We start from the raw sequence: 24173 nt of genomic DNA on the forward strand, positions 1-24173 counted from the left end.
TCTATACCGGCTGGGTCTATCGCGTGGTCAAGGGCAAGGTGACCGCCCGCGACATCCACGAGAACGAACACACGGCGTATTGATTACGCGCAATCGCAAACTGCAACGAGGAGAACATCATGTGGTATTTCGCCTGGATACTCGGCATCGGACTGGCCCTGGCCTTCGGCATCATCAACGTCATGTGGCTGGAAGCCAACTATGCCTTCGGCCGTCGCAAGGCCGAGGAAACCCATGCACGCTTCGTCGATGCGCGCAAGCACGCCGAACGAAGGAAAGGACGCTGAATCAGTCTGATCAGAGGAAATTATTCAGATCAAAAGCTTGCATTATTTTCTTCAGGCCACCCTGCTGCACTTCCTGTGTGATCTGCGATGCGCCGGACGCATCGCGCCAGATCGGCACGGGGGCCTTGCAAGTCAGGTTGCAGCATCATACGGGTGCAATCTTTGAGTTCTTCTCGGATGAAATACGGATGGCGATACATAGCTGGCTGCCAGTCCTAGACAGCAATCTCACAGCCGGTCTCGCCCGTATGCTTGACGTTTTCCAGTGTCCAACATTATCCAATCGCATTGGAGGCCCTTGGCAATGCAGTCTTTCTCCAGTGCCCGGCAGGCGGACATTGAGCTGAACGGCGCATCAAAAGTGATCATGACCATCGGTTGCATGGCCATTGCTACGTCAGCGCTTGCGTTCTTCTTCCCGGATCATGTCATAGAGCGCCTGTGCCGCCGGCGAAAGGTGTGCCGACTTGCGCGTAATGAGAACAAGGCTGCGAGACACCACAGGCTCGACCAGCTGAATCATCCGCACATCAGGATAGGCGCCTTCCTGCACGGCCAGGCCCGGCACCACGGCAATGCCCACCCCCTGCGCCACCAGCCCCATCGCCGTCGAGCTGCGCTGCACTTCATAGAAGGAACGCAAGGCGAGGCGGTTGGCGTCCAGCACCGGATCGAGCAAGGTGCGATTGCCGCTCACCGCCCCTGCAAAGATCAGCGGATACGGCTTGAGCTGCGCCCAGGTGGCGCGGCGGCGTTTGGCCAATGGATGGGTGCGGTGGCAGATCAGCACGTACCGGTCCGTGGTCAAGGGAACGCTTGCCAGCTCAGGATGATGTTCCCTGGCCATGTTGATGCCGAATTCGGCTTCCCGGCGCAGCACCGCATCGGCCACGGCTGACGAGGCGTGATCGAGGATCTTGATGCGGTTGTGCGGATAGCGCGCGGAATACGCCTGCAGGATGCGTGGCAGGTACTGCACACCGACGGTGGGCACACAGGCGATGCAGACGTCGCCACGTCGCGCCATCCCGGTTTCCCGGATCTCCACCAGCGCCCCCGACAGCTCGTCCAGCAGGCGCCGGGCCTGGGGCAGGAAGTCCTGTCCGATCTCGGTGAGCGCGACGGAGCGTGTGGTCCGCTCCATCAAGCTCACCCCCAGAAAATCCTCCAGCTTGCGCAAGCGCAGCGTCACCGCCGTCTGCGTCACATGCAAGGCGCCAGCCGCCCCCTGGAAGCTGCCGTGATCGGCAATCGCAACAAACGCCTGCACACCGAGGATGTCGATTTTCATGAGTAAAACTTATTAATCTTTCAGATAATTTCATTTTACTGCTTCCCCGCCAGCGCTCAAGATACAAGCCTCAAGCCAGCCAGGAGGGAGCCAGCTCATGAACATCACCCTATCGAACGCGCAGCCAGGTCATGACGAACCGGCGGCAAGCGACGCCGTCGAGCCGCTCATCCTTGATCTTCTCGAATGGATCGGCCCGGATGGACGGCCTTACAGCGAAGTGATCGATACCTGGCGAACCTCCTGCCCTCGCCTGCCGGTCTGGGAAGAAGCCAACGCGCGAGGCTATCTGGCACGCGTCCATGCATCTGGCAGCGTGGCCCAGGTCCAGGTCAGCCAAGCCGGTGCCGCTCATCTGCAAGCCAGGCGAGGCAGACTGCTCAGCCTGAATCAACCATCGCCACAGGAGCAAACCATGCAATCCTCTCCAGACCCCATGCAAGCCCAGGTTCAATGGGACGTCAGCCAGTACCTGCGTTTCGGTGGTGAACGCCTGCGCCCGGCCCTGGACCTGATGTTGCATCTGCCTACGCAGAACCCCGTGCGCATCCTCGACCTTGGCTGCGGCACCGGCAACCTGACCGCACTGCTGCAACAGCGCTGGCCACAGGCCGAGGTGCTGGGCGTGGATGGTTCCGATGACATGCTGGCCAAGGCGCGCCTGAACGTGCCGCAGGCCAGGTTCATCGCTGCCGATCTGAACCACTGGGAGCCCGAGCACAAGCTGGACCTGATCTACACCAATGCGACCTTGCAGTGGCTGCCCGATCATGCGCAGCTGTTACCGCGGCTGCTGTCCTTCCTCAATCCTGGCGGTTGCCTGGCGGTGCAGATGCCGGTCATGCACGACGCGCCGTTGCGGCGCGCGCAGGTGGAGTTGGCGCGGTCTTCCGACTATGCCGATGCGCTGGGTGAGGTGTCCGAGCGGCGCAATGTGCTGGAGGTGGGCAGCTATTACGACCTGCTGCGCCCCCGCGTGGCATCGCTGGACATCTGGCAAACGAGCTACCTGCATATCCTCACGGGTGCGGACCCGGTACTGGAGTGGGCCAGCGGCAGCAGCCTGCGTCCCTATCTTGAGAAATTGGAAGGCGAGCGATTGCAGGCCTTCCGCACAGACTACGCGTGCCGGATGCGTCAAGCGTATCCGCCCCGCGCGGATGGCAGCACGCTGCTGCCTTTCCAGCGCATGTTCATCGTTGCGAGCTTGCCAGGATGAAATAGCACATCCATACATGACAACGGGACCCTGCATGCAGGGTCCCGCGTAATCAACAGCAAGCCTCAGGACGTGGTCAGCGCTGCAGTCCCATCAGCGTTCACGCAGCCAGCGCACGTAGCCGTCCCCGATACGCTGCACCACCGACACCAGCAGAACCAGCACCGCAATGACGATCACCCTCACCTGCGTATCAAATCGCTGATAGCCATAGCGGATCGCCAGATCCCCCAGCCCTCCGGCCCCCACGGCACCGGCCATGGCCGAAGAGCTGATGAGGGCTACGAGAGTGATCGTGAATCCGCCCACGATCCCGGGCAAGGCTTCGGGCAGGTAGACATGCCGCACGATGTCCCATTTCTTGCAGCCCAGCGCCTGCGCCGCTTCGACCAGACCGGGGTCGACCTCGCGCAGGCTCACTTCGACGATGCGCGCAAAGAAAGGCGTGGCGCTGATGGCCAGCGGCACGATGGCGGCCCAGACGCCGATGGTGGTGCCCGCCACCAGGCGCGTGAGCGGGATCAGCGCCACCAGCAAAACGATGAAGGGCGTGGCGCGAAAACCATTGATGATGCTGCCCAATACCCGGTGCACGCGCGGCGAGGCCAGGAAGCCGCCCGGTGCCGTCACGATCAGCAGCACCGCCAGCGGAATGCCCGCCACCAGCGCCAGTGCGCCCGAGATGCCGACCATCTGCAGCGTATCGACCAGCGCATTGCCGTAGCGCTCGATGGGAATGGAAAGACTAAGTTCGAGTGACATATCCCAACTCCTTGATGTGATGCGCAATCGCCGCGGGTCCCTGCGTCAGGGCCTGCCAGTCGGGCGATCCGGTAAAGTCGGCCAGGGCGATATAGAGTTGCCCGTGGGTATGGCCCTGGATGCGCTCCACGCTGGCCTGCAGCAAGCGCGTCTTGCCGCCCAGCGCCTGCGCCACGCGCAACAGGTCCGGCTCCAGGCCATCCCCACCACGGTATTGCAATTGCAGAATGCGCTCATGCAGCCCGGACGGCGGCACGGTCTGCAGCTTGTCCAGCAGTTCCGGCGGCAGGCCTTGCTGCAGTGGCGCCAACAAAGCTTGCGTGGCTGGATGGGCGGGATTACCGAACACCTGCCACACCGGCCCCAGCTCGGCGATGCGCCCCTGCTCCAAGACCAGCACCTGGTCGGCGATCTCGCGGATGACGCTCATTTCATGCGTGATCAGGATCACCGTGATGCCCAGCTTGCGGTTGATGTCGCGCAGCAGCTGCAGGATGGCGTGGGTGGTTTCCGGGTCAAGCGCCGAAGTGGCCTCGTCGCAGAGCAGGATCTCGGGCCCGCTGGCCAGGGCGCGGGCGATGCCCACCCGCTGCTTCTGGCCACCGGAGAGGCGGCGCGGATAGGTATCGGCCTTGTCCTCCAAGCCGACCAGGGCCAGCAGTTCGCGCACCCTGCCCTCCACCTGCTGGCGCGGTACGCCGGCCACGCGCAGCGGCAAGGCGATGTTGTCAAAGACGGTCTTGGCCGAGAGCAGGTTGAAATGCTGGAAGATCATGCCGATGCGCCGGCGCAATTGCACCAGTTGTGCATCGTCGAGGGTGGCGATATCCACCCCATCGACTTCGATGCGCCCGCTGGTGGGCGTCTCCAGCCGGTTGATGGTGCGCAGCAGGCTGGATTTGCCGGCCCCGCTGCGGCCGATGATGCCAAAGATGCTGCCGGGCGCGATCTCCAGGTCGATGTCCTGCAAGGCCTGCACCGGGCCGGCCGATGAGAGGTAAGTCTTGCCGACCTGGCGCAAGGCCACCCTGCCCTTGGGCCCGCTGCCGGGCCACGGGCCGACGGGGGCCGAAGCCTGCGCGGCAGCATCGTGCTCCACCTCGCGACGGCTGGGAGCGGTCAAGGATTGTCTGGCCGTGATCGAGAGTTCCATGCGGTTTCCTTCCGGGACGGGTGCGGCGGGTTCAGGGCTTCTGCCAGGCCAGCGTGTAGAGACGCTTGTCGCTGTTGAAGGCGCGGTGGATGTCGGCCTTGACGGTCTCCGAGTTCTGGTAGATGCGGATGAATTTCTGGATCACCGGATCATTCACGCGGCTTGCCTTGGTGACGAACTGGATGGCGAAACGGGCATCCTCGATACCAGAATAAGCCAGCCCGCCGGAAGGATCGAATGCCTTGGCTGCCACGATGAAGTGTGGATAGCCCTGGGCCAGGTCCACATCCGGCGTGATGCGCACCAGCTGCGGCCCTTCCACTTCCACGAAGCTCAGCTTCTTGGGGTTCTCGACGATGTCATTGAGGCTGCCCAGGTAGCCGACATTGGGCTTGAGCTTGATCAGCCCCACGCTTTGCAGCAACAGCAGGCCGCGCCCCTGGTTGACCGGGTCATTGGCGATGCCGACCTTGCCGCCCTGCGGCACCTGGGCAAAGGACTTGTGCTTGAGCGAATACAGGCCGACATTGGCCAGGATGCCGGTACCGGCACTGGCCAGCTTGTAGCCGTTTTTCTGGATGGCGTTGTCGAGGAAGGGCTGGTGCTGGAAGTAGTTCAGGTCGAGGTCGCCAGCATCCACGGCCACGTTGGGGGTGGTCCAGTCGGTGAATTCGACGACTTGAACGTCAATACCCTGGCTTTTGGCTTCCTTGGCGGCCACCGCGATGGAGTCGCCATAGGCGCCCGGCACCACGCCGATGCGCAGCTTGTCGGCGGCATGGGCTACGCCGGCATGGGCAGAAAGTACGGTCAGGACAAACAGCAAATGACGGAAAAGACGGGAAGGCTGCATGCAGGACTCCGGAAACGGGTGAAATTGGGAAGGAATGTTCATTACGCGTTGCGGCAGCAAGCGGCGCCCCAGGGCGCGAGCACCGCTGGACGCGGGTAGCCGGGCTGGAGGTTCAAGGAACTGCCCCGCCAGCATCACAAAGCTTCACTGCGTGCTTGTGCGGCTACAGGCGCCAGGCTCGTTTGCGGTGCGCATGGCGGCAGCGTGGAACTGCCGGAATCCGGGGAGGTGCGTGAAGTTTTTTGTGCGCATGGTCTGATCGTGAAGTGGTCCGAATGGGCAGCAGGAGCCTGTGTCAATGCCGCCGCGAGCCACGATTGTGGGCGACACGATCAGTTAGGGCTACAAAGTAAAACATGCTTGGATATCAGCTTTTTGCATGAAGCTTCATCGCTGGCATGGCGGGCTGCATGAGCCCGCAGTCATGGGCAGGTGAGCGTTTCCCCTGCCCTGTCTCAGGATTGGCCAGCGTCCGGTGCTTCCGGCTCGCCTTCGCCTTGGCCGTTCGTTTTTTCTTGCTTCTCTTCGTTCCGGCTGCGCCACTCCTGCAGCAGCGCCTCATGCGTTTCCAGCCTGGCGCGCACCGCTGCCAGTTCCCGTTCACCCTGCTGCCATTGCTGGCGCGCGGTGGCGGCGTCTTCTTCGGCCTTGCCAAGCTGGCACTGCAACGCGGCCAATGCCTCATCTCTTGCGGCCAGCTGGGCTTCCAGCACAAGCTTGGCTGACGCCACCTGCTGCAAGGCTTCCATCTGCTGTTCGCGACGGGCTGCCAGCGTTTGATGCTCGGCCAGCGCCTGGCGCGCATGCGACAACTCGGCGATCAGGCGTACGCCTTCCTGGTTCAGGCGGGTGATGTCCTCCTGGCGAATCACCGCCTCCTGCCGCAACTGGCGCAGCTCGGCCTGCAGCCCTTGGAGCTGCTGTTCGTGGCGCCGCTGGTCCTGGTCGCGCTGGTCCTTGGCGGCACTGCGATAGTGTTCCAGCGCGTCGCGGGCGTGCTGGTGTTTTTCTTCCAGGGACTGGCGGTGTCGTTCGTTTTCGTCGAGACGTTCCTGCAGGGAATTGAGCTTCACTTCCAACGTGCGTGAGATGGCGCTTTGTTCCTGGCGCTCGTCCCGGGTCCGCTCATGCGCGGCACGCTCTGCGATCAGGGCTTTTTGCGTGTGATCCAGGCGCAGGCCCTGTTCGCCGTGGACGGTTTTCAGGTTCTCCAGCTCCTGGGTCATGCGGCTGATCGCGGCCTCGGCGTCAGCGCGTACGGCACTGACCCGGGCGCCGGCCTCTTCCTGCAACTGGGCAGCAAGACGGGCAACCAGGTCCTGCAAGGCATCGCTGATGCTGCGCGGCTGGCCTGCAGCACCCTCCTCTTCTTCCAGTTCCTTCAGGTATTTGTGGATCGTGGTCTTGGAGCCGGTATTGCCCAATTCCACGCGAACAGCGTCCACCGAAGGATGGCGGCCCATGGCCAGCAGGGAATCACGCGCTTTTTTCACTTCCGATTTGTAAAGTCCGGTGCGGGCCATGGCTCCAACCTGATATTTGATGATGTATTACATAATACGTAATTACGTAATAATTATACAGATTTATTTTTGAGATGATTGCGATATTTTAAGATAGGATATTGGATGATTATCCAATCTGATCGGTCAAACACCCCCAAATCTCCGCTCCCCTACCTGTAATAGCCCCATGCCTCCCGACCAGCCCCGCCTTGAAATCGACGACTACCTGCACGCCGCCACGCGTGACAACACGCGCCGCAGCTATCGATCGGCGGTTCGGCATTTCGAAGTGGAATGGGGTGGCTTCCTGCCGGCCACGGCCGACAGCCTGGTGCGCTATCTCGCCCATCACGCGGGCAAGCTGGCACACAACACACTCAAGCAGCGCATTTCGGCCTTGGGCCAATGGCATGTGGACCAGGGCTTCCCCGATCCGACCAAGGCACCCGTGGTGCGCAAGATGCTGCGTGGCATCCAGGAATTGCATCCCGCCGTGGAAAAGCGCGCCAAACCGCTGCAACTGGAAGCCCTGGAGCAAACCGTCGCCCACCTGGACCAGCAGCGCGAACTGGCCCGCCAGCAGGCGCGTTTTGGCGACCTGCTGCGCCATACACGGGACAAGGCCTTGCTGCTGATCGGATTTTGGCGAGGCTTTCGCAGCGATGAACTGGCGCGGCTGGAGATCGGGCGGATCGAGGCAGTGTCCGGTGAAGGCATGCGCATCCACCTGCCACGCACCAAGACCGACCGCAGCCTCAAGGGCAGCACCTACAAGACGCCCGCGCTGTCGCGGCTGTGCCCGGTGGCGGCTTACCTGGATTGGCTGGCGGTGAGCGGCCTGAGCAGCGGCCCGGTGATCAGGGGCATCGATCGCTGGGGAAGCATCAGCGAGGAGGCGGTCAATGCCGCCAGCATCATTCCGCTATTGCGGCGCATCCTGCAATCGGCCGGCATCGCCGACACCCATCTCTACAGCTCGCACTCGCTGCGCCGCGGCTTTGCCAGCTGGGCCAGCGCCAATGGCTGGGAGATGCGCGCCCTGATGGAATACGTGGGATGGAAGAACATTCATTCGGCAGCGCGCTATGTGGAATCCCAGGATCCCTATCACCGCGCCATGCTGGAGCGCCTGCTGCCGGAGAAACCGGCCGCATTGGCGCCATGATGATTCATTCGCAGTCAGGATTGCCGTGCGTACGCAGGCACTGGCTGCGCGCACAGGCGGTGATGACCTGGTTGCGGCCATATTCGTTGATGTCGACCGTCACGTAGACGGGATATTGCTGGTATTCGGTGCGGAAAATGTCCTGGCAGACCGTATCGGTCCGGTTGCCGTTGACCACCGAGCTGCAGCGCGTCTGGCCGGTGGGGACCTGGATGGCGCGGGTACGCATTTCCATGCGGGTCTGCTGGATGATGGGGTATTGGGCATAGGCCGCCGGGGCGCACTGGCTTTCTGTTGCGCGATAGGCTTCGGTGGCGCAACCGGCCAGGGCCAGCGTCATCGCCAGCCACGGGAGAGCGGCAGGAAAATTCATCAGGAAGATCTCGTTGCAGGTGGACTGGGCACAGATTGTAGCCGCGCTCGCCTCCAATCACCATGTGCGCGCATGGGAGTGAAATCGGCAAGGACGTGCCGATGTTGTATGACATTCACATCCAGCAGCATCCAAGTGAAGAGATGGGCAGACAATCCTTCCCGGCTCCCCTATCCTTGAGCCGCCGTCCTGCTACCTGCTGCATGCGGGCCAGTGCCGGCACCCATAACCAGACCAACATCCAGAGACAGAGACCTTCATGAAACGATTCCTGCGCATCGCCCTTGCCTCCACCTTGCTCACGGCCGCCGCAGCCCAGGCTGCGGACCGCCTGCCGGTGATTCCGCCCGATCAGTACACGCCGGAACAGAAAAAGGCGGCCGAAGAATTCCTGGCGGCCCGCAAAGTACCGGTATTCGGCCCCTTCGAACCCTTGATGCACAGCCCGCAAGTGATGACCCAGGCCCGCTCCATGGGCGACTACCTGCGTTACAACTCGGCCATCGGCAACACCCTGAGCGAACTGGTGATCCTGATCACGGCCCGCGAATGGACCCAGGACTACGAGTGGTACGTGCATTACCCGATCGCCATCAAGGCTGGCATCAAGCCGGAAGTGGCTGCTGCCATCGCCGATGGCAGCAGCCCGGAGGGACTCAGCGAAGATGAACAGATCGTCTATGACTTCTCGGTCGAACTGCATCGCAACAAACGCGTCTCCGACCCCACCTTTGCACGTGCCGAAAAGCGCTTCGGCAAGAAGGGCGTGGTCGACCTGACCGGCATCAATGCCTATTACACGCTGCTGGCCATGCAGATGAATGCCGCGCAGTACCAGGCGGGCAATGCCGCTGTGGCAGTCTCTGGCGCCCTGCATCATCAGGGGGCGTCGCTGTAACCCTTGCGGAGCTTTTCAGCGACCAGTTTTTCCATCTCGCGTTGTGCACGCTCTTGGGATTCATGCGACTTGGTCAGTCGCTGACCTTGCGTCCCGGTTCGGCCGTAACTGATCGTCAGCTCGGCACCCGTGCGGCTGATGTTCCAGAACTTGCTGGAGCTCCCCTGCACATAGGAAAGCGCACGGCTCTCGGCGGCAGGGGCAGCGCTCGCAGCAGTCTGTTCGGACAACTCATCGATGGTAACGGCAACGCTCGGTATGGCCGCCGGCTCGGCGGGCGGCTCGCCCGGCGCCGCATTCTGCTCCGGCAGCACCGCCTCCTCGCCCTCGGCCAATACCCGTTCGATGCGCTCGATCACCGCAGCCGGATCGCGCAGCCAGTCGCGTCCCGGCACATCCAACACCTTCCATCCGAAACTGCGCAGGATGGCCGGACGGAAGACGTAGCGCTCCATCGTATCGGCGACCGCCTGCGCAGGATTGTCGAGCAGGATGGCCAGTGCGTAGGTTCCGTCCTCGCCCTCGATGGCAAGATCGCAGCGGAACTGCGAACGTCCGACCTGCAGCTGGACCCGGTGCCCGCGCTGGCGCAGGGTCTGTGCCAGCGCATCGCGGATGCTGTCCGGCTGCAGCTCGGCGGCAAAGGCCTTGCGCGCCCCCTGGTTGAGCGCACCCAGGATGGTCTGCGCGTGATCGAAGCGACCGGTGGCGCTGGCCTGCGCAAACTGCAGGAAACTGCGCAAGGCTGCCGCACCGTCGTTGTGGACGTTGGTGATGGCGTCGGCCTGGATCGAACTCACCACCGCCATGCGGTGGCGTGCGCGGCTGAAGATCACATTGAGCCGCTTCTCGCCGCCGCGCTGGTTGATCGGGCCGAAGTTCATCAGCATCTTGCCGTTGGGGCCGGGTGCGTAGCAGATGCTGAGGATGATGACGTCGCGCTCGTCACCCTGCACGTTTTCCAGGTTCTTGATGAAGAGGCCATTGAACTGGTCATCGTCCTCGCGCACGTATTCGCGCTCCAGGCGGGTGCTGAACTCCGGATCTTCAGCCGCCAGCGCCTCCAATGCCGCTTCGATGGTGCTTTGCTGGGCTTCGGAGAAGGCCACGATGCCCAGGCTCAGGCCGGTCTCGCGATTGAGCATTTCCCGCACGGCCTGGGCAATGTAGCGCGCCTCGGCTTGATTGCTGCGATCGGCGTAGACCCCGTCCTCCAGCCAGTGGAAACTGACCGGGCTGCCCATGAGCAGGTCGGCAGCCAGCGTGCCGGCATCGTCCTGGTCCGAGCGCGGACGCGGCAGTTGCTCCAGCGGGCGTTCGCGCAGGCGGTCCGGGATGGTGACCAGACGCCCATCATAAAAGGCCGCATTGGAGAAGCTGATCAGGGTTTCGTGGCGGCTGCGATAGTGCCAGGCCAGCAGCGTGGCGGGCAGATTGCGGGCTGCCTGGTTCAGCAGGCTGTCGGAATCCAGATTGATGGCGATGCGCTCGCCATCCTCTTCCACCAGGATCTCGTCTTCCTCGCCGTTGCCGGCCGCCGAGAAGAAACTGGTCGGCGGCAACTGCATTTCGTCACCCACCACGATCACCTGCTGGGCGCGGCTCAGTGCCGGGATCGCCTCTTCGGTCGGAATCTGGCTGGCCTCGTCGAAGATGACGACGTCGAACAGCGTGCTGCTCAAGGGCAAGGTATCGGACACCGACAACGGACTCATCAGCCAGATCGGTTTCAGGTCATTGATGACCGCGCCGGTCTCGTCATCGGCCAGGTCGCGGATGGAGCGATAGCGCATGCTCTTGCCGAACTCATGTTCCAGTTCGCGGCGGCCGGTGGCGTATTGCTTCTTCAGGGCCTTGCCCCGGGTATCCAGTTGCGTGGCCGAGAGCCCGGACAGGCGCACATGCTCGCTGAACTGTCCCTGCAAGGTGGCCTTGATCGCGTCTGCGTTGATGGCCAGCAAGCTGCGCTGGGCCTGGGCGACCGCGCGGGTCGCCAGCGCCAGGTCGGTGCCGCTGAAGCGTTCCAGCACCGGATGGGCGCGCCCCAGGCGACGCCAGGCCTCATCCGCCACCAGCGCCTCCAGCGCCAGCGGATCGGCGTGCACGCCCAGTACCGTCGCGGCATAGGCGGTGTCAGCATCATGGACCGCCTGCAACAGCGGCAGGAGGTCCGGCAAATCTTCCAGGGCTTCGCGCAGATCGCGGAACAGCTCGCCTGTCTGTTCCAGGTTCCATTGATCTGGAGCCGAGAGCGTCGAATCGACCACTGCGGCCAGTGCCTGCACGTCGTCATGCGCGCCCGCCAGGCTCATCACCAGCGCAGCCGGATCCCCGGCGCGGCGCAGGTGATCGACCAGGGCTTGCAGACCGGCGGGCGTGTTCATGCGGTTCCTGAGCGCTTCCAGGGTCTGCAGGAACTGCTGCATGTCACTGGCCCCATAACGTTGACGCGCCTCTTCCTCCGTCGCAGCCAGCCGTGACAGCGCCTCGTGCTCGGCCTTCAATTGCGTCAGGACGGTGGCATAGCCGGGGTGCAAAGCGTGCTGGCTGAAATCGTAGCGACGCTTGAGCTCTCCGCGCAGACGCCACCAGGCAGGCTTGAACCAGCGCGAGAACGAGGATTCCATCTGGCCGGCCAGCCGCAGCGCAGTTTCGGTATCGTCCGCCCGCAGCTTGTCGCGCCAGTGGCCGGTGACCGACTGGGCTGCCGTCACGGCTTGCTGGCCTTGTGCCATCGCTTCGCGCCATTGCGCCAAGGTCGCCTGGCCAGGTGAAGCAGGATCCAGCAGATCCAGGTGGCGCGCCAGGCCGTTGTCGACCAGGCGCCGGCTTTCGGTGACGACCTGCTGCGCGGCCTTCAGGGGGGTGTCGGCGACGATCGGACTTTGGCTGCTTTCCAGCAAAGACGCCAGACGCCCGAGGATGGCATCAACCGTTTCACAGCGACGCTCCAGTTCCGCCACCACCCCTTGCTGGCGCAAGACCGTCGCCGAGAGCGTGGCAAAGGGATGGGTGGCCGGCACGCTGGTGCCAAAACGTTCCTGCATGACGCCCTGCAACTGCCGGGTCAGCTCGCGCTGCCCGTCCCACAGCGCCCATGCACACAAAGCTTCACGTACCGCTGCCCCCATGTCCGGTGGCGGCGGCAGCTCCGCCAGGCGGCGCAAGAGGCTGCGCACGCTCAGGCCGACACTCTCCGGCACCATCGCCATGGCTTGTTCGAACTGGTCGATGCGCCGCTGCTGTTCCTGCAAGCCGGCCGCCACGCTGGCGCGCCGGGCGCGCAAGCGCTCGCCCTCATGCGGCTGGGCGATCCACTGCTCATAGCATTGCTTCAGATCGGCGATGAAGGCCTTCTTGTCGGCCTGGGAGTCGTGGATCAGGCAGCACAGCTGCGCCAGCCCGCTCTGCTTGAGACGGTGGAACACGACATCCAGCGCCGCCCGTTTCTCGCAAACGAACAGCACGCGCTTGCCCTGCCCGGCATAATCGGCAATCAGGTTGGTGATGGTCTGCGATTTGCCCGTGCCCGGCGGCCCCTGGATGATGAAACTGCGCTGCGTGCGCGCCAGTTGCACCGCGGCGTTCTGGGTCGCATCCGAGGACACCACGTTCCATTGCTCGGAGGGGGCCAGCGGTGCCGGCGGGCTGGTATCAAGCTCGCGCGGCTGGATCGAGAAGATGCGGTCAAAGGCCGGATTGCCGTTGGCATCCTCCAGCAGCTGGGCGTAGTCGCGCACCAGCGACATCTTCCTGTAGTTGAAATTGGCCAGCGTCACCTGGGTGAGATCCAGGTCCCAGGCGTAACGGTGCCCGCTGGATTCCTCCAGCACATAGCCGACCCGTTCTTCCTGCTGCTCGCTGACGGCTGCTTCACTGGTGGCCACCATCTGCGGGCGGCGCAGCGTGGCACCGGCCTCGAAGCGCTGCGGCAGCTCGCTGGGACGCACGTAGTGCTCGAACAGCGCCTTGCCCAGCGGACGATAGTCATCACGGGCATAACTGTAAGGTGGCAGCCATGATGTGGCCCGGCTGCGCTGCGCACCGCCGCCCGGACGGCGGCGCGTGTACTGCTGCATGCGTTGCATGGCCTTCTGCCGCACCAGCCGCACCGAGGCCTTCTCGACCAGACGCAATTCCACCGCCGGTTCGGATTGGTGGATCTTGTTGCGCAAATCCTCGTGGACCTGCTGCAGCGAGGTCTTGGCCAGGTCGATGGTTTCAGGCAATGCGATGCCGTACAGCTGGGACAGGCAGTGGCGCAGCACCGGATTGAATTCGGCTTCGGAAGTGCTGCACTGGACCAGGTACTGGTCGCGCACGCCCTTGCGCTTGACCAGCTCCACCGGCAGCCACAGCAGCGGCGAGACGATGCGCTCATCAGGCGCTTCCTTGAGGTTGTGCCAGCGCAGGAAAGCCACCACCAGCCGCAGGTTGCTGAAGCCGAACTCGGCGCGGTCATGGCGCGTCTCGGAAATCAGCTTGTCCAGCGTGGCGGGCAGATAGAGCTGGTCATCGAAGCGCAGCCAGTTCTGCAGGGAAATCGGCTTGCCCGCCACCAGCTGTTCGGCGAAGGGGCCGCCCCAGGTGCAGATCTGTTCCGGCTTGATGCTGTCGACGTTGAGCATCAGGGGCACGCTGGCCACCGTCAGGTTGACGTTGGCACTGGTCGGGCGGAAATACAGCAGCCGGTTGCGGCGGGACAGGTCGAACAGGCGATCCCGCAGGTGCGACAGCACGGCGATGCGGCGCGGCGCCACGCCATCCTTGCCCGCCAGCGCCCGTTCCACATCCAGCGCCACCGGCTGGTCACGCCAGGTGCGGAGGCGCAGCGCCAGCGCAGCCACATCGGTGGCACGGTCATGGCGGTTCAGTTCGGTCATCTCGACGATGACGCTGGCGATGATGGGAGAGAGCTTGTCATGCAGCTCAAACAGGTTGTGACGGTGCCGCACGAAGAGCCGCAGGTCGTCCTGCCCGGCCAGGTCCAGCCCGCAAGCCAGCCCGCCCAGCAGCATGCCCAACTGGAACACATCGGTGATTTCATCGTGATGGCCCAGCGCCATTTCCCAGCTCTTCGGCCCGCTCAGGTAGACCGGCCGCGTCATCGGCGCGGATTCGTCCTCCAGCAAGGCCAGATCGTGCTGGGTGCGCTGCCCCTCGGCGTGATGATCGAGCTGCAGCGCCCCTACGATGGACAGGCCCGACGACAGGTGCGGTTGCAATGCATGGACGGCATCGATATCCATCTGCGGGGCTTGGCCCTCCGGATGCCGCAAGGACAGTCCGCCCTGCCGGTCCACCAGCAGCTTGTCTTCGCCCAGCGCTGCGACCCGGCCCTGTGCATGCAGCTCGGCGACCTGCGCAAAGAGCGGCAGCATCAGCACCAGCAGATCATCGTTGGAAAGCAGCTTGCCGGCTTGCGCATCGATCAGCTCGCGCAGGCTGGCCGCTGCGGCCGGGGAGGATGGAAGTTCACTCATGCTGCGGCCTCCTTGGCCAGTTGTCGCTTGTATCGGTCCAGTTCACGCTTGCCGAAGCCGGCCTCACGCTTGAGCAGTTGATGCAGATGATCCAACGTCGCCAGCGCTTGGGCGATCATGCCGGCACGCAGCAGGACCGGTTCCTGCTGGTCCGGGTCAGCCAGGGCGAGATCGAGCATCAAGGCGGTCAGGTAATGCCGCACCGGCTCATCGGCGTGTTCCGCGGCAAAGGCTTGCGGTGCGACGGCGGGTTCGCCCTGCTGCCAGTCGGGGAACATCAGCTGTATCTGGGCCTTCACCGTCTCGCTCAGGAGCTCCGTCCCGGCAAAGAAATGCGCCAGGAAGCCGCGGGTCATGCCTTGCAGCCGGTACTGGCCCGGCAGGTCCAGGCCGCGCAGCGCCAGCGGCCCCTGCAGACGCTGCTGCAGCCACGGGCCGAGTTCCTCGCTGCCCTCCCACCACAACTGCAGGGCGCGGGCGCGCATGAACACTTCCGGATGACTGGCCGCCTCGCTGGCACCGGTCTGCTGCGCATCGACCTCGGCCGCTTGCCGGAGATAGGCGGCCGCATCCACCTGGCGGATGCCGGTATTGAGCTTGACCAGCGAAGAAATCGCCGGGTCCGGCGAGCCGCAGGCGATGGCCGCTCCGCGATCAGCGAACAGTTCGGTATGCAGCGCGTAGCGACGCCAGGTTTCGCTGAAGGATGCGGCGGCACCCGGTGCGGCGCAGGCATCGGAGAGAATGCGTTCAGCTTGCAGGAACGCGCCCTCCTGCTGCGACCAGAGCACGTAATGCGCCAGTTCATGGCCGAAGACGGCCAGCAGTTCCTGTTCGGACAGGCGCGCCAGCAGGTCACCCTGCACGATCAGGTGAACTTCACCGGGCACGTACACCAGCGAGGCATTCATCTCCGTCCCGGCCGACTGGTACAGCGTGGCCGGCACCTGCGCGTCCAGGCCCAGGCGCTGCCGCGCCAGCGCCAGGGTCGCGTGTATCTCTGGATGGGCCGCCTGGTCGATGCGGTAAGTGTTGCGCAAGAGCGCCGTGCGCAAGGACTCGCGCTGCTCTGCATGACTGGTACGTGCGGCCGCCCAGCCCCAGACTTCGGGCTCGTGCGTGCGCAGATGGTCGATAACGGCAAGGTGATAATCAAGCGGAGTCAGCCCCCTGAGCTCCTGCGTGGTGGGATTCATGCAAGCCCTGTCGGTCGTTAATTTTTGTGACGATTCTACAGGGAAACACCAACATGCTGCATACCCACACAAGCTGACCTGAAGCACAAACAACGCTACGGGGCTGCGGGAGCCCGGTCGCGTTTTATAAGCAAGCTTGTGTCAGGATCTTAGAATTGCGCACGACGCTCTGGCGGAGAACTGCCGGGAAGGCAATCCGCCAGCGCCTGCGGGAGCAAGACCGGTCTATTCCCAGACCGAATTCTCTAACACGCTCAGCGCCTGGAACTTAGGTTTGGCAAACCAGTAGCCCTGCATCAGGTCGATCCCCAGCGCCGTCAGATGATCGCGTTCAGCACGGGTCTCGACCCCCTCGGCCAGGATCTCGATATCCAGTTCCTTGCAGATGGCGGCGATGCCGGCCACGATGGCCTGGCGCGGCTTGTCGGTGTCGATGTTGCGGACCAGGTCCATGTCGATCTTGACCAGATCGGGTTGATATTCGGCCAGCAGGTTCAGGCCCGCGTAGCCGGCCCCGAAATCGTCGATGGCGGTACGAAAACCGAAACGGCTGTATTCCCGGAAAATGTTCACCAGGTGCGGCCGGTCGTCGACGCGCTCCCCTTCGGTCACCTCGAAGATGATGCGTTCAATCGGGAAGTCATACTTGCGCGCCGCCTTGAAGGTACTCTGGATGCAGACCTCCGGCCGATACACCGCATTGGGCAGGAAATTGATCGACAAGAACTCCGTCATGCCCAGGCGCGCCGCGCCCTCTACCGCCTTGGTGCGGCAGGCTTGGTCAAAACGATAGCGGTTGGTGTCATTGACCTGGGCCAGTACCGTGTACGCGGGCTCGCCCTGCGGGCCGCGCACCAGCGCCTCGTAGGCATACACCGAGCGCGTGGACAGCCGCACGATGGGCTGGTAGGCATACTCGAATTCAATATCCAGCGCGCCCTCCTCCGAGCAGCCCTCGCAGGAGCGGCTCGCGGCGGCGTCTCCCGGGCTGGCAATGGAGGCTGGGATGATCGGAATCATGCTCTCTCCGGTAAATCATGGTTGCAAAACGGCAGCTATGCTACAGCATCTTGCCCACGATACCAGAAGTTTCACAGCGTAATTGACTTCCAGCCCTCGCGCCGCCACTGCTCCAGCCCCGCTTCACCAAAGCGCCACAGATGCAGCCAGCCGTGTTCCAGCAACTGGCGCACGATGGCATGGCGCGCCACGATGGCATCGATGGCCTCGGCCGGCGCATCGATGACCACCGTCAGGCGCAATGGCTCATGGACCCATTGCTGGCCGTCGTGCAGCGACTGGCGCGACAGGCCGATGCGCAGGTCGCCGCCATTGCCTTCGAACACGCCAATGGTGCCGCCCACCACGTTGTGCAGCAGCTTGTTGCCGCTGCCCAGGCGCTGCGGGTCGCTGGTGGAGGCGTGGTACTGCCAGTTGATCCAGTGGGTCACCAGCATGGGAGCGGTCATCAGCAGTTCCAGCACGCTGCCGTCCTGATCCTGGCTGGCGTCGTAATCGTGCAGGAAGCAGCGTCCGCCCAGGTCCAGCCCACGGCTGCGCGCACGCGGCGCGATCAGGAAGGCGGCGTTGCCGGTCAGGCCCCATTCGGGGCGGGTCTCGGCGCCATCATTGGCGCGGCGGCGCAGTTGCTTGAGCAGCGCCGGGGCCGCCTGGGCTGCTTGCATGCCCAGCCGCAGCGCCCGCTCGCGCCGCACGCGGTCACCCGCTTCGGCCAGCACCGGTTGCAGCGCTTGCCAGCGCGAACGGGCGGCCGCTGGCAGCAGGTCGAGATCGAAGGCTTCGATCTCGTCGGTGGTCGTGTTGTGCAGCACGGCCAGGAAGTGGCTGTCTTCCGGGATGAAGATCTGCTGTTCCAGCAGGCCGCGCCGCACCTCGTTTTCGTTGAGCAGGTGTGCCAGCGTCCGGGCGTTGACCTCGCCGGTCTGGCCGCAGCAGGCGCCGCAATCCAGTGCCGCTGCATGTGCATTGTTGGCGGACTGGCTGCCATGGCCGGCCAGCAGCACCAGCGGGGCCACCTCCCGGTCCAGCCCCATGGCGTGCAGGACCCGCGCCGCCAAGGCGACCTTGTCGGCCAGGGTCACGCCCACCAGCTGCGGCCGGCACACGTCGCGGTAGCGCGCCGGCAATCCCGCCAGATCGTCGCGCGCACGCTCGGCCTGGCCGGGCCGCAACCACTGCCACAAGCCGCCCAGCGCCGTGACACCGGCCACCTCGACGAAGGAAAACGCCGAGCCCGGCCAGCGCGTATTGCCCTGCCATTGCTCCTTGAACGCCAGCGTCTTGCGCCGCGCCCGCGCCACGGCACTGGCCAGCACGCCGCCATCGGCCGCCCCCGCGGCAGGCGCCACCACATCCTGCACCTGGTAAGCGGGCGCCAGCAGGCCCGGCAGCTGCGGACGGCTGGCCTCGGTGGCCAACGGCGTGTAGGCCACCGGGAGCCCGAAGAAGCCGGCAAAACCCAGGGTCTGGATGCCGGGATGGACAGCCTCCAGCGCCCGCCGCAGCGGTTCACTGCGCACATCGATGCAGAAGGCGGCCTGCACCTCGACCTTGGTAGCCGCCTTCGCAGACTGCTGCAGCAAGGCCGCAGCGAGCTTGCGCTGGTATCCCGCCTCCAGCGCGAGCTGCCACAGTTCATCGACCAGCAGGTCCTGGCGCGCCTGTTCCAGGCGCTCCTGCGAACGGGACCAGGCCTGCTGCACGGTATGGAAGGCGTGGCTGGCGGCTTCGTCGTCCTTGCACTCCAGCAGCAAGGCGCCCCAGGCCATGCGGATGGCCAGCAGTTCGCGCAGGTGTTCATCACTGCGGCCGGCCAGTTTCGCCTCCCAGCCCAGGTAGGCACACCAGGAGGCCCAGCCGTTGACGGTCAGCAGGACCGATTCCAGGTAGTCGGCCCACACATCCGGCGGCAAGTCCATGCGCCGCATCACCCAGCGTTCGGCCTCGCGCGCGCAGGCCGGCAGCGCGCGGATGCCATCGGCGATGTGCGGCAGCCCCATCAGCAGGCCGATGCCGTGGTCGTGCTCCAGCGTCTCGCGCCAGAAGGCATACAGGCCCAGGCCACGCTCGGGCTGCCAGTCGGCCTGGTGCTGGTCGAAATAGGCGGCACAGGTCTGGCTGACCTGGTGCGTGATGGCCTGGCGCCAGGAGAGCCGGGTATGACGCTGCGGGTCGTTGTCCAGCACGTCGATGAGCAGCGGCAGGCGCGGCGGCGTATTGGCCGCGGCCAGCACCCCGAGGCAGTGGTCAACGTCGAAACCGCGCTCCTGGGCCTCGATGGATTGGGCCAGTGCGTACTCCAGGTCGGCTTGGGTCACCCGGCCCTGGTCCCAGGCCTGTTGCAGTTGTTCCTTGGGCGGGAATACCTGGATTCCGCCCAGCAAGGCCATGCGCGCCGCCACCTGGCGCAGCGGCATGCCGACCCGCGACCAGTGCGGATTGACAGCGATGGCGCGGTCCAGTGGCCAGGCCGGGGCGATGGCAGCGCAGGCATCCTGGCAGGCTTGCTGCAAGCGCTGTTCCAGCTCGGCGCTCCAGGCGGCCGGCGCGGTGGCCAGCGCCTGGGTGTCTTGGTCGAATGGATTGTTCATGCTCTTCTCCGGTGAGGCGGGCTCAGCCCTGTCCACGGCCATCGCTGGCGGGATTGTTCACATGTTGTGCTGCAGCAGCCCGCCGGGCGCTGGGCGCCCAGTTCGAGGGCCACCACTGCAGCGCCAGGCGGGTATAGGCTTCATCGAGGTAGAAGCCGGCGTAGCTGCGGCGGCGCCAGGCCGCCATGGCGTGCGGTGCCAGTTGCAGCAGGCCCATGCAGACGTACAGCGCCAGCATCGCCAGCAGTGCCGTGACCCCGAAGACGCTGCGCGGCGTGTCGGCAATGTGCAGCGGCAGCAGGTGGGCCAGCAGCGCGGCCACCGTCAGCCCGGCCGCCCCCAGCAATCCCAGCAGCCCGCTGCGCAGGCGGCCGGTGCCGCCGGCCTGCGCGCGCCACAGCAGCGGTGCCCAGGCCAGGCCGAGGATGCCGCTCCACCACCATGGCCAGGCCGGATGCGGGCTCAGGCTGTGCAGGCCCAGCACCATCGCCACGCTGGCCAGCGGTGCCAGGATGACGCTGGCCGTCGTCGGCACGGACGGGCTATGCAAGGCCGCCAAGCGGGTCTCGCGCACCACCGAGGAAGCGGACAGGAAAGCGTGCGCCTTGTAGAGCGAGTGCCCGATCAGGTGCAGGGCGGCAAAGAAGTACAGGCCCGCGGCGCATTCCAGCAGCATGAAACCCATCTGCGCCACGGTCGACCAGGCCAGCTTGACCTTGATGCTGATGCGGGTCAGCATCACCAGCCCCGCCAGCAGCACGGTACCGGCGCTGACGATGAGCAGCACGGCGCGCGCCGCGATAGCCTGCTCCAGCAAGGGTGCAAAGCGCACCAGCACGAAGCCGCCCAGGTTGACCACGCCCGCATGCAGCAGGGCCGACACCGGCGTGGGTGCCTCCATCACCTGGATCAGCCACCCATGCACCGGCAGCAGCGCGGTGCGCAGGATCACCGCCAGCGTCAGGCACAGCGCGCTGACCTGCAGGCTGGTGGACATGCCCTGCTGCGCCACATGCGCCCACAACGCCGAGAAGGAACCGTTGCCCACTTCCCGCCAGGCCAACGCCGCAGCCGCGATCAGCAACACATCGGCCAGGCGGTCGGCGATGCTTTTCTTGTAGGAAGCCAGACGTGCAAAAGGCCGCTCGGGGTAGAAGCACAGCAGCCGCTGCAGGGCCAGGCCGACGATGGCCCAGGCGGCGATGAGCACCACCCAGTGGTCGGCCAGCAGCAGCAGGTGTACGGCCGTCAGCACGACGGCCAGTGCAGCGGCATACTGGCGCTGGCCATGCTCGCCCTGCAGGTAGCGTGCGGAAAAACTGCCGATCACGGTGCCCAGCGCTTGCACCAGCAGCGCCAGCACCAGGCCCAGGGTGGACAGATGCAGCACGCCCGGCCAAGGCGCGCCATCACGTCCGGCGACGAGCGTGAGCAAGGCCATCAGCAGCGACAGCAGGGACAGCGACTGGAACAGCGTCCAGACGCGCGGCGGCGCCAGCCGCGACAGGCCCAGCACCAGGGCCGCGGCCAGCATGAGCGCCGGCGGGGCCCAGGCACTGAAGGCCAGGAAAGAGATGGTCGTCATGACAAGAAACCTCATGCATTGGAATGGGGTCATGATGCTTGCCAACGATCGTTCTGTAAATTACATTTATCAGAACGAATTCATTGATAAATACGAACGATGCGCCTAGAACAGCTTAACTTTCATCATCTACGCTACTTCTGGCGGGTCGCCAAGCTGGGCCACCTGACCCGGGCGGCCGAGGAGTTGCATACTTCCCAATCGGCAGTATCGGCACAGATTCGTCAGCTGGAAAAGCAGCTGGATGAAGATCTCTTCCTGCGCGAGGGGCGCCGGCTGAGCTTGACCGACACCGGCCAGCTGGTATTCAACTACGCCGACAACATCTTCGGCCTGAGCCAGGAAATGCTGGGCCGGCTGGAAGGCCGTTCGGCCGGCGTGACGCGCTTGCGGGTGGGCAGCGTGGCCACGCTGTCGCGTAATTACCAGGAGAACTGGATTCGCCCCATGCTCTCCGACCCCTCGGTCTCGCTGACACTGGAGTCGGGCTTGCTGGAAGGCTTGCTGGAGCGGCTCATGCAGCACCAGCTCGATGTGGTATTGGCCAATGAAACCGTTCCTTCCGACCCGGATCGCCCCCTGCACTGCCGATTCCTGGGTAGCCAGGCAGTCTCGGTGGTGGGACCGGCGCACCGCTGGGAAGCGCGCAGCCTGCGCATTCCGCAAGACCTGGAAGGGATCGACATGGCCCTGCCCGGTCCGCGCCATGCACTGCGCATGCAGTTCGATGCTCTTTGCATCTCCAGCGATGTGCGCCCGCGCATGCGCGCCGAGGTGGATGACATGGCCATGCTGCGCCTGATCGCGCGCGACAGCGGCTGGCTCACCGTCCTGCCGGAAGTGGTGGTACAGGATGAGTTGCGCAACGGCACCCTGGTGGTGGCCGGGCAGACCAGCGAGCTGGTGGAAAGCTTCTACGCCATCACCACCCCGCAGCATCACTACGATGAATTGCTCGATCGCCTGCTGGCAGGCGGCCCGCATCCTTCCTGATGAGCCTCGTCGGTTACCGATCAGGATTTTTTACTACTCATCGGTAGAATAGACAATTTGCGCAACTATATGCAAGCTAATGCCAATATTGCCAACGTGGTAATAGCGTACACTTTGGCAACTCAGGGGCAAGGATTGTCTGACTTGCTGCACACCAAAAAAACCCGGCGGACACGATGAGGAAGGCACTGTTCAGGTATCGCGACGAGCTGGTCAGGATAGAGCTCAAATGCCCGGGGAATACCGGCAGCGGCTGGACCTGGGATCTCTACATCAATGGCGAACTGCAATTCTGCGGCGAGGATGCCCCTTTTTCCTTCGCCGAGGAAGCCATGGCGGCTGCCAAACAGGCCAGCCGGCACATGATCGACCTGCTGCACGCTGCTTCCTGATCTGTCCGGCAGGTCGGTATGGCCATTGCGCCGGAAACACAGCCGCTTATCACTCTCTTTCTCGCCGTTTTTCTCCCCCGTACCCCTTTTATCGCCAATTCAGCTTGCACCAAGCATGCGACTGAATTAATATACATTTTAATATAATATATTTATGAATAATATTTCCCGATGAGCAGCCCTGCCCTTTTGCAAGCCGATCCGATGCGCCACGCTGCCGGTCAAGCGGTGGCAACGCTCAAGGTGCTCGCCAATGAAGACCGGCTGCTGCTGATGTGCCAGCTCTCGCAGGCGGAGATGTGCGTCAGTGAGCTGGAAGAGACGCTAGACATCCGCCAGCCCACGCTGTCGCAACAACTTGGCGTGTTGCGCAATGAGGGGGTGGTCAGTACCCGGCGCGAGGGCAAGCGCGTCTATTACCGGGTCAGCGATCCTCGCTTGCTGGAGATGCTGGCGCTGATGTATCAACTTTATTGTCCCAAGGAGTGAGCATGGAGTTTGCATGGAATGCCTTTACCCCTGGCGCATCGCTGGCCGGCGGCCTGCTGATCGGATTGGCGGCGTCAGTGCTGGTGCTGTGCAATGGCCGCATCGCCGGCATCAGCGGCATGGTGGCCGGACTGCTTTCCTTGCGCGCGGAGGACAACAGCTGGCGCTGGCTGTTCGTGCTGGGCTTGCTGCTGGCTCCTGCCCTGTATGCGCTGGTGGCGGCCTTGCCCGCCGTTCGCATCGATACCGGCATCCCGCTCATTGTCCTGGCCGGATTGCTGGTAGGCGTCGGCACGCGTTATGGCGCTGGCTGCACCAGCGGGCATGGGGTGTGCGGATTGTCGCGCCTGTCGCTGCGCTCGGCGGTGGCGACGGCCTGCTTCATGGCGGCCGGATTCGCCAGCGTCTACCTGTTGCGCCACGTGCTTGGGCTGCAAGGAGCCCTTCCATGAACCGCCTGCGCAAGCTCGTCGCCCTGGCTGCTGGACTGCTGTTCGGCCTGGGCCTGATCGTTTCGGGGATGGCCGATCCGGCCAAGGTGTTGGGCTTTCTCGATCTGGCCGGTCATTGGGATCCCTCCCTGGCCTTGGTCATGGCCGGCGCCATCGCCATCGGCATGCCTGCTTTCACCCTGGCGCGGCGCAGGTCCCGCTCGCTGCTGGGCGCGCCCATGCAATTGCCCACCGCCCGCGGTATCGACCGGCGGCTGGTGCTGGGCAGCGTGCTGTTTGGGGTCGGCTGGGGCCTGGCGGGCATCTGTCCGGGCCCGGCGCTGGTGTTGCTGGGCATGGGGTCGCTGGAGGGTTTGGCGTTCGTGATGGCAATGCTGGCTGGTATGCTGCTGTTCGCCTGGATCGAGCGCTTCCAGGCGAAATGAACGAAAAGACAGCTCGTGGCCCGTCCTCGCGAGCCCGCGCC

Annotated in this window: 20 protein-coding genes; 9 read left to right on the forward strand and 11 right to left on the reverse strand. The window is 64.3% G+C overall.

What is annotated here, in order from left to right:
* The first annotated feature begins 119 nt into the window (after positions 1 to 119).
* The gene (gene cydX / locus FYB76_RS08895) at positions 120 to 287 is read left to right on the forward strand and encodes a cytochrome bd-I oxidase subunit CydX (protein WP_154133417.1); all 168 of its coding nucleotides are present in this window, start codon (positions 120 to 122) and stop codon (positions 285 to 287) included.
* Positions 288 to 684: 397 nt separating this feature from the next.
* On the opposite strand, the gene FYB76_RS08900 is transcribed toward cydX, so the two are convergent.
* Positions 685 to 1578, reverse strand: coding sequence for a LysR family transcriptional regulator (locus FYB76_RS08900; RefSeq protein ID WP_154133418.1), 894 nt, complete (start codon positions 1576 to 1578; stop codon positions 685 to 687).
* A gap of 97 nt (positions 1579 to 1675) precedes the next feature.
* Here FYB76_RS08900 and FYB76_RS08905 point away from each other — a divergent pair, with 97 nt between their 5' ends.
* Positions 1676 to 2797, forward strand: a complete 1122-nt coding sequence (locus FYB76_RS08905; RefSeq protein ID WP_229296933.1) for a methyltransferase domain-containing protein — start codon at positions 1676 to 1678, stop codon at positions 2795 to 2797.
* A gap of 93 nt (positions 2798 to 2890) precedes the next feature.
* Here FYB76_RS08905 and FYB76_RS08910 read toward each other — a convergent pair whose 3' ends face one another.
* The 4 genes from FYB76_RS08910 to FYB76_RS08925 all read right to left on the reverse strand — a co-directional run bounded on the left by FYB76_RS08910 (position 2891) and on the right by FYB76_RS08925 (position 7088).
* A complete protein-coding gene (locus FYB76_RS08910; protein ID WP_154133419.1) occupies positions 2891 to 3559 on the reverse strand; it encodes a methionine ABC transporter permease in 669 nt (222 codons plus the stop codon).
* Complete coding sequence (locus FYB76_RS08915) at positions 3543 to 4712, reverse strand: methionine ABC transporter ATP-binding protein (protein WP_154133420.1); 1170 nt, start codon at positions 4710 to 4712, stop codon at positions 3543 to 3545. Before FYB76_RS08915 ends, FYB76_RS08910 begins: the two co-directional genes overlap by 17 nt.
* 31 nt (positions 4713 to 4743) lie before the next feature.
* A complete protein-coding gene (locus FYB76_RS08920; RefSeq protein ID WP_154133421.1) occupies positions 4744 to 5565 on the reverse strand; it encodes a MetQ/NlpA family ABC transporter substrate-binding protein in 822 nt (273 codons plus the stop codon).
* A gap of 455 nt (positions 5566 to 6020) precedes the next feature.
* Positions 6021 to 7088 carry a DNA-binding protein gene (locus FYB76_RS08925; protein ID WP_154133422.1) on the reverse strand — a complete coding sequence of 356 codons (1068 nt, stop codon included), beginning with the start codon at positions 7086 to 7088 and terminating at the stop codon, positions 6021 to 6023.
* Between the two features lie 169 nt (positions 7089 to 7257).
* Between FYB76_RS08925 and FYB76_RS08930 the strand changes: the two genes are divergently transcribed.
* Positions 7258 to 8235: a site-specific integrase gene (locus FYB76_RS08930; RefSeq protein ID WP_154133423.1), complete on the forward strand. Its 978-nt coding sequence runs from the start codon at positions 7258 to 7260 to the stop codon at positions 8233 to 8235.
* 4 nt (positions 8236 to 8239) lie between these two features.
* On the opposite strand, the gene FYB76_RS08935 is transcribed toward FYB76_RS08930, so the two are convergent.
* Positions 8240 to 8608, reverse strand: coding sequence for a hypothetical protein (locus tag FYB76_RS08935; RefSeq protein WP_088753983.1), 369 nt, complete (start codon positions 8606 to 8608; stop codon positions 8240 to 8242).
* Positions 8609 to 8867: 259 nt separating this feature from the next.
* Here FYB76_RS08935 and FYB76_RS08940 point away from each other — a divergent pair, with 259 nt between their 5' ends.
* Complete coding sequence (locus FYB76_RS08940) at positions 8868 to 9506, forward strand: carboxymuconolactone decarboxylase family protein (RefSeq protein WP_154133424.1); 639 nt, start codon at positions 8868 to 8870, stop codon at positions 9504 to 9506.
* On the opposite strand, the gene FYB76_RS08945 is transcribed toward FYB76_RS08940, so the two are convergent.
* From FYB76_RS08945 to FYB76_RS08965, 5 genes are all read right to left on the reverse strand, one after another.
* Positions 9488 to 14989 carry an AAA domain-containing protein gene (locus FYB76_RS08945; protein WP_154133425.1) on the reverse strand — a complete coding sequence of 1834 codons (5502 nt, stop codon included), beginning with the start codon at positions 14987 to 14989 and terminating at the stop codon, positions 9488 to 9490. The genes FYB76_RS08940 and FYB76_RS08945 overlap by 19 nt on opposite strands.
* A complete protein-coding gene (locus FYB76_RS08950) occupies positions 14986 to 16185 on the reverse strand; it encodes a M48 family metalloprotease (protein WP_154133426.1) in 1200 nt (399 codons plus the stop codon). The genes FYB76_RS08945 and FYB76_RS08950 overlap by 4 nt, the downstream gene beginning before the upstream one ends.
* 225 nt (positions 16186 to 16410) lie before the next feature.
* Positions 16411 to 17205 (reverse strand): EAL domain-containing protein, encoded by a 795-nt coding sequence (locus tag FYB76_RS08955; protein WP_154133427.1) that lies wholly within the window; start codon positions 17203 to 17205, stop codon positions 16411 to 16413.
* Between the two features lie 71 nt (positions 17206 to 17276).
* Complete coding sequence (locus FYB76_RS08960; RefSeq protein ID WP_154133428.1) at positions 17277 to 19796, reverse strand: YbcC family protein; 2520 nt, start codon at positions 19794 to 19796, stop codon at positions 17277 to 17279.
* A gap of 22 nt (positions 19797 to 19818) precedes the next feature.
* Positions 19819 to 21381, reverse strand: coding sequence for an NADH-quinone oxidoreductase subunit L (locus FYB76_RS08965; RefSeq protein ID WP_154133429.1), 1563 nt, complete (start codon positions 21379 to 21381; stop codon positions 19819 to 19821).
* A gap of 99 nt (positions 21382 to 21480) precedes the next feature.
* On the opposite strand from FYB76_RS08965, the gene FYB76_RS08970 reads away from it, so the two are divergent.
* The 5 genes from FYB76_RS08970 to FYB76_RS08990 all read left to right on the forward strand — a co-directional run bounded on the left by FYB76_RS08970 (position 21481) and on the right by FYB76_RS08990 (position 24132).
* Positions 21481 to 22374 carry a LysR family transcriptional regulator gene (locus FYB76_RS08970; RefSeq protein ID WP_088753978.1) on the forward strand — a complete coding sequence of 298 codons (894 nt, stop codon included), beginning with the start codon at positions 21481 to 21483 and terminating at the stop codon, positions 22372 to 22374.
* Between the two features lie 176 nt (positions 22375 to 22550).
* Positions 22551 to 22766 (forward strand): hypothetical protein, encoded by a 216-nt coding sequence (locus FYB76_RS08975; RefSeq protein ID WP_154133430.1) that lies wholly within the window; start codon positions 22551 to 22553, stop codon positions 22764 to 22766.
* 171 nt (positions 22767 to 22937) lie between these two features.
* Entirely contained in the window at positions 22938 to 23255 is a 318-nt protein-coding gene (locus FYB76_RS08980) for a metalloregulator ArsR/SmtB family transcription factor (protein ID WP_154133431.1), read from the forward strand.
* 2 nt (positions 23256 to 23257) lie between these two features.
* Positions 23258 to 23707 (forward strand): YeeE/YedE family protein, encoded by a 450-nt coding sequence (locus FYB76_RS08985; protein WP_088753976.1) that lies wholly within the window; start codon positions 23258 to 23260, stop codon positions 23705 to 23707.
* Complete coding sequence (locus tag FYB76_RS08990) at positions 23704 to 24132, forward strand: YeeE/YedE family protein (RefSeq protein WP_154133432.1); 429 nt, start codon at positions 23704 to 23706, stop codon at positions 24130 to 24132. Before FYB76_RS08985 ends, FYB76_RS08990 begins: the two co-directional genes overlap by 4 nt.
* The last annotated feature ends 41 nt before the right edge of the window (positions 24133 to 24173 follow it).

The organism is Herbaspirillum sp. CAH-3, from assembly GCF_009668275.1.
Lineage (GTDB): Bacteria > Pseudomonadota > Gammaproteobacteria > Burkholderiales > Burkholderiaceae_D > Herbaspirillum > Herbaspirillum aquaticum.

What these genes read in the sequence shown, in the direction of transcription:
- FYB76_RS08960 (WP_154133428.1), bottom strand. Translation starts at nt 19,796, where the DNA reads ATGAACAATCCATTCGACCAAGACACCCAGGCGCTGGCCACCGCGCCG.
- FYB76_RS08910 (WP_154133419.1), bottom strand. Translation starts at nt 3,559, where the DNA reads ATGTCACTCGAACTTAGTCTTTCCATTCCCATCGAGCGCTACGGCAAT.
- FYB76_RS08930 (WP_154133423.1), top strand. Translation starts at nt 7,258, where the DNA reads ATGCCTCCCGACCAGCCCCGCCTTGAAATCGACGACTACCTGCACGCC.
- FYB76_RS08920 (WP_154133421.1), bottom strand. Translation starts at nt 5,565, where the DNA reads ATGCAGCCTTCCCGTCTTTTCCGTCATTTGCTGTTTGTCCTGACCGTA.
- FYB76_RS08940 (WP_154133424.1), top strand. Translation starts at nt 8,868, where the DNA reads ATGAAACGATTCCTGCGCATCGCCCTTGCCTCCACCTTGCTCACGGCC.
- FYB76_RS08955 (WP_154133427.1), bottom strand. Translation starts at nt 17,205, where the DNA reads ATGATTCCGATCATCCCAGCCTCCATTGCCAGCCCGGGAGACGCCGCC.
- FYB76_RS08935 (WP_088753983.1), bottom strand. Translation starts at nt 8,608, where the DNA reads ATGAATTTTCCTGCCGCTCTCCCGTGGCTGGCGATGACGCTGGCCCTG.
- FYB76_RS08900 (WP_154133418.1), bottom strand. Translation starts at nt 1,578, where the DNA reads ATGAAAATCGACATCCTCGGTGTGCAGGCGTTTGTTGCGATTGCCGAT.
- FYB76_RS08965 (WP_154133429.1), bottom strand. Translation starts at nt 21,381, where the DNA reads ATGACGACCATCTCTTTCCTGGCCTTCAGTGCCTGGGCCCCGCCGGCG.
- FYB76_RS08975 (WP_154133430.1), top strand. Translation starts at nt 22,551, where the DNA reads ATGAGGAAGGCACTGTTCAGGTATCGCGACGAGCTGGTCAGGATAGAG.
- FYB76_RS08970 (WP_088753978.1), top strand. Translation starts at nt 21,481, where the DNA reads ATGCGCCTAGAACAGCTTAACTTTCATCATCTACGCTACTTCTGGCGG.
- FYB76_RS08905 (WP_229296933.1), top strand. Translation starts at nt 1,676, where the DNA reads ATGAACATCACCCTATCGAACGCGCAGCCAGGTCATGACGAACCGGCG.
- FYB76_RS08985 (WP_088753976.1), top strand. Translation starts at nt 23,258, where the DNA reads ATGGAGTTTGCATGGAATGCCTTTACCCCTGGCGCATCGCTGGCCGGC.
- FYB76_RS08915 (WP_154133420.1), bottom strand. Translation starts at nt 4,712, where the DNA reads ATGGAACTCTCGATCACGGCCAGACAATCCTTGACCGCTCCCAGCCGT.
- FYB76_RS08925 (WP_154133422.1), bottom strand. Translation starts at nt 7,088, where the DNA reads ATGGCCCGCACCGGACTTTACAAATCGGAAGTGAAAAAAGCGCGTGAT.
- FYB76_RS08980 (WP_154133431.1), top strand. Translation starts at nt 22,938, where the DNA reads ATGAGCAGCCCTGCCCTTTTGCAAGCCGATCCGATGCGCCACGCTGCC.
- FYB76_RS08950 (WP_154133426.1), bottom strand. Translation starts at nt 16,185, where the DNA reads ATGAATCCCACCACGCAGGAGCTCAGGGGGCTGACTCCGCTTGATTAT.
- cydX (WP_154133417.1), top strand. Translation starts at nt 120, where the DNA reads ATGTGGTATTTCGCCTGGATACTCGGCATCGGACTGGCCCTGGCCTTC.
- FYB76_RS08945 (WP_154133425.1), bottom strand. Translation starts at nt 14,989, where the DNA reads ATGAGTGAACTTCCATCCTCCCCGGCCGCAGCGGCCAGCCTGCGCGAG.
- FYB76_RS08990 (WP_154133432.1), top strand. Translation starts at nt 23,704, where the DNA reads ATGAACCGCCTGCGCAAGCTCGTCGCCCTGGCTGCTGGACTGCTGTTC.